The organism is Thiohalomonas denitrificans (assembly GCF_016841685.1).
Lineage (GTDB): Bacteria > Pseudomonadota > Gammaproteobacteria > Thiohalomonadales > Thiohalomonadaceae > Thiohalomonas > Thiohalomonas denitrificans_A.
This window is the reverse complement of record NZ_JAENYR010000126.1, coordinates 1-6421: the sequence shown is the minus strand read 5'-3', so window position 1 is coordinate 6421 and position 6421 is coordinate 1. Positions and strand designations below refer to the sequence as shown.

The window sequence follows — 6421 nt, the reverse complement described above, 5'->3', positions numbered from 1 at the left end:
GGGGAAGTTCATCAGGAGGAGCCCCAGCGACGCGGCAATCTGGGGTTTGGGAGCAGGAGATTACTTCGTCGCCTGGGGCTCCTCGTAATGACAGCGGGGGCAAGTTCATCAGGAGGAGCCCCAGCGACGCGGCAATCTAGGGGTTTTGGGAGCAGGAGATTACTTCGTCGCCGGGGCTCCTCGAAATGACGGTCACATGTTTGTCCCTGATGAGGCGTGGGACGAGTGGCGAGTAGCTAGGGAACAGAAGCTGATATATTGTGGTCGAGTGCCAATCCGAGATTTCTGCCAGATTTACGCTTAACCCGTATGTTCCAGAATTCGCGATCGCACAGGAAATTGAACCAAGTGACTACAAACTCGCCACTCGCACTCGCTACTCGCTACTCGCTACTCGCCACTGCCACTCGCTACTAGCTACTAGCTACTTGAGAAGAGATGCTGACTCACCTCCACATTCGTGATTTTGCCATCGTCGACCAGCTTGAACTGGAGCTTGAGTCGAGGATGACCGTGCTGACGGGTGAAACCGGTGCGGGCAAGTCGATTCTGCTTGATGCACTTGGGTTGACGCTGGGCGATCGGGCCGATTCATCGTTTGTCCGTCACGGTGCCGACCGCGCCGAGATCATCGCGAGTTTCGATGTGGTCGGCCTGGCGCCGATCGCCGACTGGCTGAGCCGACACGAACTGGAGGGTGAGGACGGTGAATGCCTGATTCGCCGCACGGTGGGCGCCGATGGTCGCTCCCGGGGCTACATCAACGGTCGCCCGGCACCGGTCCAATTGCTCAAGGAGTTGGGTGAACAGCTGGTAGATATCCACGGCCAGCATGCCCATCAGTACCTGCTGCGTCGAAATGCACAGCGGCAGACGCTGGATGCCTTCGCCGGTCTTGCCGATATAGCCTCGAAAGTGACATCCGCCTACCAAAGCTGGCGCGCGGTTTCCGACGAACGTGAGGCCCTTGCACAAGAGCGCCACGACCGCGATGCGCGTCTGGAGCTGCTCCGCTATCAACTGGAAGAACTGGAGGCGGTCGACCTGTCGGCAAAGGAGCTGGCGAGTCTTGACGACGAGCACCAACGGCTCGCCAATGTCACCCGACTCCAGGAGGGTGCCCAGGGCGCTGTGCTGGCGCTTACAGAAGATGATCAGCTCGCCGCAGTCGGTGTTCTCGAGCGCATTACTGCCGATTTGAGTCAACTGGCCGGGTACGACAGCGAATTGGAATCGATCGCGGAACTGATCAATGGCGCCGCCATCCAGGCCGGAGAGGCCGCAGGAGAGCTACGCCGCTACCTGGAGCAGCTGGAAATCGATCCGGAGCGCCTGGTCGAAATCGAACAGCGCCTCGATACCCTTCAGGACCTCGCCCGTAAGCACCGCTGCCGGCCTGAACAGCTGCTCGAATTCCTGGAATCCGCTCGACAGGAACGGGATGACCTGGAAGCTAGCGAGACTCGACTCGACGACCTCGACCAGCAGATTGACGAGACCCTCGCCCACTATCGAAAGGTTGCCGATAACCTGAGTAAGAAACGCCACCAGACCGCCCAAAAGCTCTCAAAACAGGTAACCGTCAGCATGCAGGAACTCGGCATGAAGGGCGGCCACTTCGAGGTGGAAGTCACCGGAACCGGCGACGAACCGGCGCCCTACGGCCATGATCGAGTACAATTTTTAGTCACAGCCAACCCCGGGCAGCCGCTCCAGCCCCTGCAGAAGGTCGCCTCAGGGGGTGAGCTATCACGTATCAGCCTTGCCATTCAGGTGATCACTGCCGGTCGGGAAGGTATTCCAACGCTGATCTTCGACGAAGTGGATGTCGGCGTGGGTGGCGGCGTCGCGGAGATTGTAGGGCGTCGGCTACGTGCGCTCGGAGACGACCGCCAGGTCCTGTGCGTCACCCACCAGCCCCAGGTTGCCTCCCAGGGGCATCAACACCTTCGCATTGCAAAAGCGACGAAGGGCGGGATAACGCGAACTCACGTCGAACCGCTGTCACCCGGGGAGCGGGTGGAAGAGGTGGCCCGGATGCTGGGCGGAGTCGCCATTACCGAACAGACCCGCTCCCACGCCGAAGAGATGCTCGCTCTGGCCAAAGACGCCAGGGCGAAAGATACAAAAGCCAATGTCTAGCAGTTTCGGACTCTCGATTTGAGGAGCATGCCGTCAGGGCGAGGCGCAGGCAATGGTTATCCCGTTGTCAAGCGCTGCAAGCTGCACTGGCATCGCTCGGGGACTCCCTTCGGGCGAGGCGAGAAGCGGCCATCTGCGGCATTACTTGCCCTTGAGGTAGAATGGCTACCCGGCGGGCAAGTGCCTTGCATCTGGCCGCTTGTCGCCTCGCTGACGGCGCCATTAGACGTGCGACGGGACACTATGGGTCAGGATCCCTTCTTGCAGTCGGCGCAGATGCCGAAGATATAGAGACTGTGGTCGGTGATCTCGAAACCCAGCTTTTCGGCGATGACCTGCTGCCGCTCCTCAATAGTTTCGTCCAGAAACTCTTCCACTTTGCCACACTTCACGCAAAGGATATGATCGTGATGGCTACCCTCATTGAGTTCAAACACCGAGTGTCCACCCTCAAAATGGTGGCGACGCACGATATCCGCCGTCTCAAACTGCGTCAGGACACGGTAAACCGTGGCCAGGCCAACATCCTCACCGGATTCCAGCAGCGCTTTGTAGACGTCTTCGGCACTCATATGGTGAGACTTGCTGCGCTCCAGAATATCGAGAATCTTGATGCGCGGCAGCGTCGCCTTGAGCCCGGCTTTTTTCAGGTCTTGGGATGTTCGAGTTGCCATATCACTCATGAAACCGTTGCGGTATCATCTTCAGAAATTAACCTGTCTCGAACAAAAATGCAAAAGATTATCATTTATTTCGCACTCTCCCTCGTCATCGGGGTCGCCGGCTGCGCGCACAAACCCGACCTACAGCAGGGCAATATCCTGACCCAAGCGGAATTGTCCAAACTCGAACAAGGAATGACCAAACGACAGGTGCTGTTTCTGTTGGGATCGCCGCTGCTGACCGATCCGTTCCACCAGCAGCGCTGGGACTACTACTACAGCTACAAACCCGGTGGCGAAGAGATTACCACCCGCTATCAGGTGACCGTCTGGTTCAAAGACGACCGGCTGGTCCGCTACTCCTCCGAAGGCGATATCCCGGAAGAGGTGCCTTTGGCCCCGCGCCTGAAGAAGCGTTGAGAAGAGTGGCTACCACGAAGAAAGCAGAAGCCGATAGCCTGAGTCCTCAGTGAACTCTGTGGCTATTCGGTTTTCTCCGACCCGCCGCCCTTTTTCATTGCCTTGCCTTCAACGGCGCGGCGCTTTCTGACTTCTTTGGGATCGGCCTTCAGGGGACGATAGATCTCCACACGGTCCTTCGGCCGAAGCGGGCTGTCGAGCTTGACGAGTTTGCCGAAGACCCCCACCTTGGCTTTTGCAAGATCGATTTCAGGGAAGCGGTCGAGAATCCCCGATTTACGGATCGCATCCTCCGCTGTGGCGCCCTCCTCCACTTTCAGCGGCACAATCACCTGGATCTCCGGCAAGGCATAAGCCACCTCCACCTTGATCGGGTTAGCCCTTGCCATAGGTCTGCTCCGCGCGTTTGACGAATGCCTCGACCAGGCTGTTGGCAATCTGACTGAAGATCGGCCCCATCGCTATGCCCATCAGGCGACTGGAGAATTCAAAGTCCAGATCCAGGCGGACCTTGCAGGCACTCTCGTCGAGTTCATCAAAACGCCAAAATCCTTCCAAATGTTTAAAAGGGCCTTTCTCCAGACGCATTTCGATCATCTTGTTTTTCTGGAGCCGGTTCCGCGTGGTAAAGCTCTTGCGCAGGCTGCCGTGGGCAATCTCGATGATCGCACGGACCTCGTCCTCGCCGACACTCAGTAGCTCCGAGGAGCCGCACCAGGGCAGAAAATCCGAGTAGGAATCGACATCGTTGACCAGTGCATACATTTGTGCCGCGCTGTAGGGCACCAGGGCACTCTTGTTAATGCTGGGCATAGGACGAAAGCACGCGCATCAGGGGACACCTCATAGGATACCGATTGCAGTCAAAAGGATCACGGCCACCGCCACCGGGGCGACATATCGGGCGAGCACACGCCACGTCCGGTAGGTACTTCCGGAAAGGTGCAACTCGTCCTGACTGCTCTCTCTGGACATGACCCAGGCGGCGAAGACCGCCATCAGCAGCCCCCCCAGCGGCAGCATCACGTTGGTAGCGATGAACTCGACCAGTTCAATGAAGCTCTTGCCGAACAGTGTATACCCCGACCATACATTCAAAGAGAGCAGTGAAACCACCCCCAGACTCCAGGCGGCGAGGCCCGACCAGGCCGCGGCCATCACACGATTCATCCCGCGGTTCTCCACCAGCCAGGTGACCATCGGCTCCAGGAGGGAAATCGCCGACGTCCAGGCTGCGAATACCAGCAGCAGGAAAAACAGGGTCCCGAACAGGGTCCCGCCAGGCATCTGGCCAAAGGCAATCGGCAGGACCTTGAAGACCATGCCCGACCCCAGCTCGGGCTCCAGGCCGTGCGCGAACACGATGGGAAAGATGGCCAACCCCGCCAGCAGAGCGACCGAGGTATCCATCGCCGCGATGATAACGGCAGTCCGGGGGATGGAGGCCGTGTGCGAAAGATAGGATCCGTAGATCATGATAGCGCCCATGCCCAGGCTGAGACTGAAGAATGCCTGCCCGAGCGCAGCCAGAATGGAATCGCCGGTCAGCCGGGAGAAATCGGGGCGGAACAGATAAGCCAGCGCCTCCGAGAAGTGCCCGGTGCTCATGGCATAACCGACCATCGCCACCAACAGCACGAACAGCGTCGGCATGAGAAATCGGACCGCCTGCTCCAACCCGCTCTTCACGCCGCGGGAGACCACGATGATGGTCATTACCATGAAGATGGTGTGCCAGCCGAGCAGTCTCTCCGGATCGGAGACAAAAACGGTGAAGGCTCCGGAGACCTGTTCCGCCGTCGCCCCGTCGAAAACTCCGCTCGCGACGCGAAACACATAGGCCATCGTCCAGCCGGCCACCACACTATAGAACGAGAGAATCAGAAAGCCGGCTACCATGCCCATCACGCCCAGGTACTGCCAGTGCGTGGAGCTCCGTTCGTCCTCGGCCAGTGTGTACATGGTATTGACTGGACTCTGCCTGCCGCGCCGCCCGAGCATTACCTCCGCCATCATCACCGGGATCCCCACACTGGCCACGCAGAGGAGATAAACCAGCACAAAGGCCCCGCCGCCATTCTCGCCCGCGACGTATGGAAAGCGCCAGATATTGCCGAGTCCCACTGCCGAACCGGTAGCCGCCAGAATGAACGCCAGGCGGGATGACCACTCGCCATGTATCGATTTGCGTTTCGCCGGCATGCCTACCTCTTTTATAGTTCTTGGCCCGGCTATTCTCGGTTAATTGGGAAGGCCGCTCAACTCTTGCCTTTCCGCTGCCACTGTGGAGTTGTCGGAGTCGACTCCGCTGGTGCGGGGCCCGCGCCACAAGCTATACTGCGCGGCTATGGCTAAGAAGGGCAAAAAGAACAAAGACCAGGGTCCCGGCACCAGCACCATCGTGGTTAACCGTAAGGCGCGTCACGAGTTTTTCATCGAGGACACCTACGAAGCGGGGCTGGTGCTCGAAGGCTGGGAGGTCAAAAGCCTGCGTGCCGGGCGCGTGCAGCTGGTGGACAGCTACGTCATCCTGAAAAATGGCGAGGCGTGGCTACTCGGGGCATTGATTAACCCGCTGCCCACCGCCTCCACTCACATCCAGCCGGATCCCACCCGTACCCGGAAGCTGCTGCTGCATGAGCATGAACTAAGCCGCCTCATCGGGGCCGTGGAGCGCAAAGGCTATACTCTTGTCGCCCTGAAGATGTACTGGAAAAAGGGCCGTACCAAGGTGCAGATCGGGCTCGCCAAGGGCAAGCAGCAGCACGACAAGCGAGCCACCGAAAAAGATCGGGAGTGGCAGCGACAGAAACAGCGCATACTCAAGGAAGGCTAGTATCCAACGGGTTTTGCTAAGCAGTTTCCAAAAGAAAAATTCTCGCAAAGTGACTACTCACCCCCCCTCCGTCATTCCCGCGAAGGCGGGAATCCAGGAGCGGCACAATGGATCCCCGCCTTCGCGGGATGACGGGTTCTCTGTATCGTGCAGGGTCTCGAGAGTGGACCTGGACGAGTAGTTACCTCCTGATGAACATGCCCTCGCTGTCATTACGAGGACGCCTACATGGACGTAGGTGGTAGAGCGACGCAGGAGCCAAAGCCGAGCCCCGGCGACGAAGTAATCTCCTGCTCCCAAAGCCCCAGATTGCCGCGTCGCTGAGGCTCCTCCTGATGAACTTGCCCCCGCTGTCATTACG

7 protein-coding genes are annotated in these 6421 nt (G+C 58.9%); 3 read left to right on the top strand and 4 right to left on the bottom strand.

The genetic code is table 11. The annotated features are described in order from the left end of the window. The first annotated feature begins 438 nt into the window (after nt 1–438). Nucleotides 439–2142, top strand: coding sequence for a DNA repair protein RecN (gene recN / locus Q7L05_RS16655; protein WP_303909324.1), 1704 nt, complete (start codon nt 439–441; stop codon nt 2140–2142). Between the two features lie 248 nt (nt 2143–2390). Here the strand turns inward: recN and fur are convergent, their stop codons facing one another. After that, nucleotides 2391–2816 carry a ferric iron uptake transcriptional regulator gene (gene fur, locus Q7L05_RS16650; RefSeq protein ID WP_303909321.1) on the bottom strand — a complete coding sequence of 142 codons (426 nt, stop codon included), beginning with the start codon at nt 2814–2816 and terminating at the stop codon, nt 2391–2393. 57 nt (nt 2817–2873) lie between these two features. Here fur and Q7L05_RS16645 point away from each other — a divergent pair, with 57 nt between their 5' ends. After that, nucleotides 2874–3224, top strand: a complete 351-nt coding sequence (locus Q7L05_RS16645) for an outer membrane protein assembly factor BamE (RefSeq protein WP_303909319.1) — start codon at nt 2874–2876, stop codon at nt 3222–3224. 62 nt (nt 3225–3286) lie between these two features. On the opposite strand, the gene Q7L05_RS16640 is transcribed toward Q7L05_RS16645, so the two are convergent. The 3 genes from Q7L05_RS16640 to Q7L05_RS16630 are packed head-to-tail and all read right to left on the bottom strand — an operon-like array spanning nt 3287 to nt 5426. Beyond that, nucleotides 3287–3613, bottom strand: a complete 327-nt coding sequence (locus Q7L05_RS16640; RefSeq protein ID WP_303909317.1) for an RnfH family protein — start codon at nt 3611–3613, stop codon at nt 3287–3289. Further along, nucleotides 3600–4037: a type II toxin-antitoxin system RatA family toxin gene (locus Q7L05_RS16635; RefSeq protein WP_303909315.1), complete on the bottom strand. Its 438-nt coding sequence runs from the start codon at nt 4035–4037 to the stop codon at nt 3600–3602. Before Q7L05_RS16635 ends, Q7L05_RS16640 begins: the two co-directional genes overlap by 14 nt. Before the next feature lie 30 nt (nt 4038–4067). After that, entirely contained in the window at nt 4068–5426 is a 1359-nt protein-coding gene (locus Q7L05_RS16630; RefSeq protein ID WP_303909314.1) for a sodium-dependent transporter, read from the bottom strand. Nucleotides 5427–5571: 145 nt separating this feature from the next. Here Q7L05_RS16630 and smpB point away from each other — a divergent pair, with 145 nt between their 5' ends. Then, nucleotides 5572–6060 (top strand): SsrA-binding protein SmpB, encoded by a 489-nt coding sequence (smpB, locus tag Q7L05_RS16625; RefSeq protein ID WP_303909312.1) that lies wholly within the window; start codon nt 5572–5574, stop codon nt 6058–6060. Nucleotides 6061–6421 lie beyond the last annotated feature (361 nt).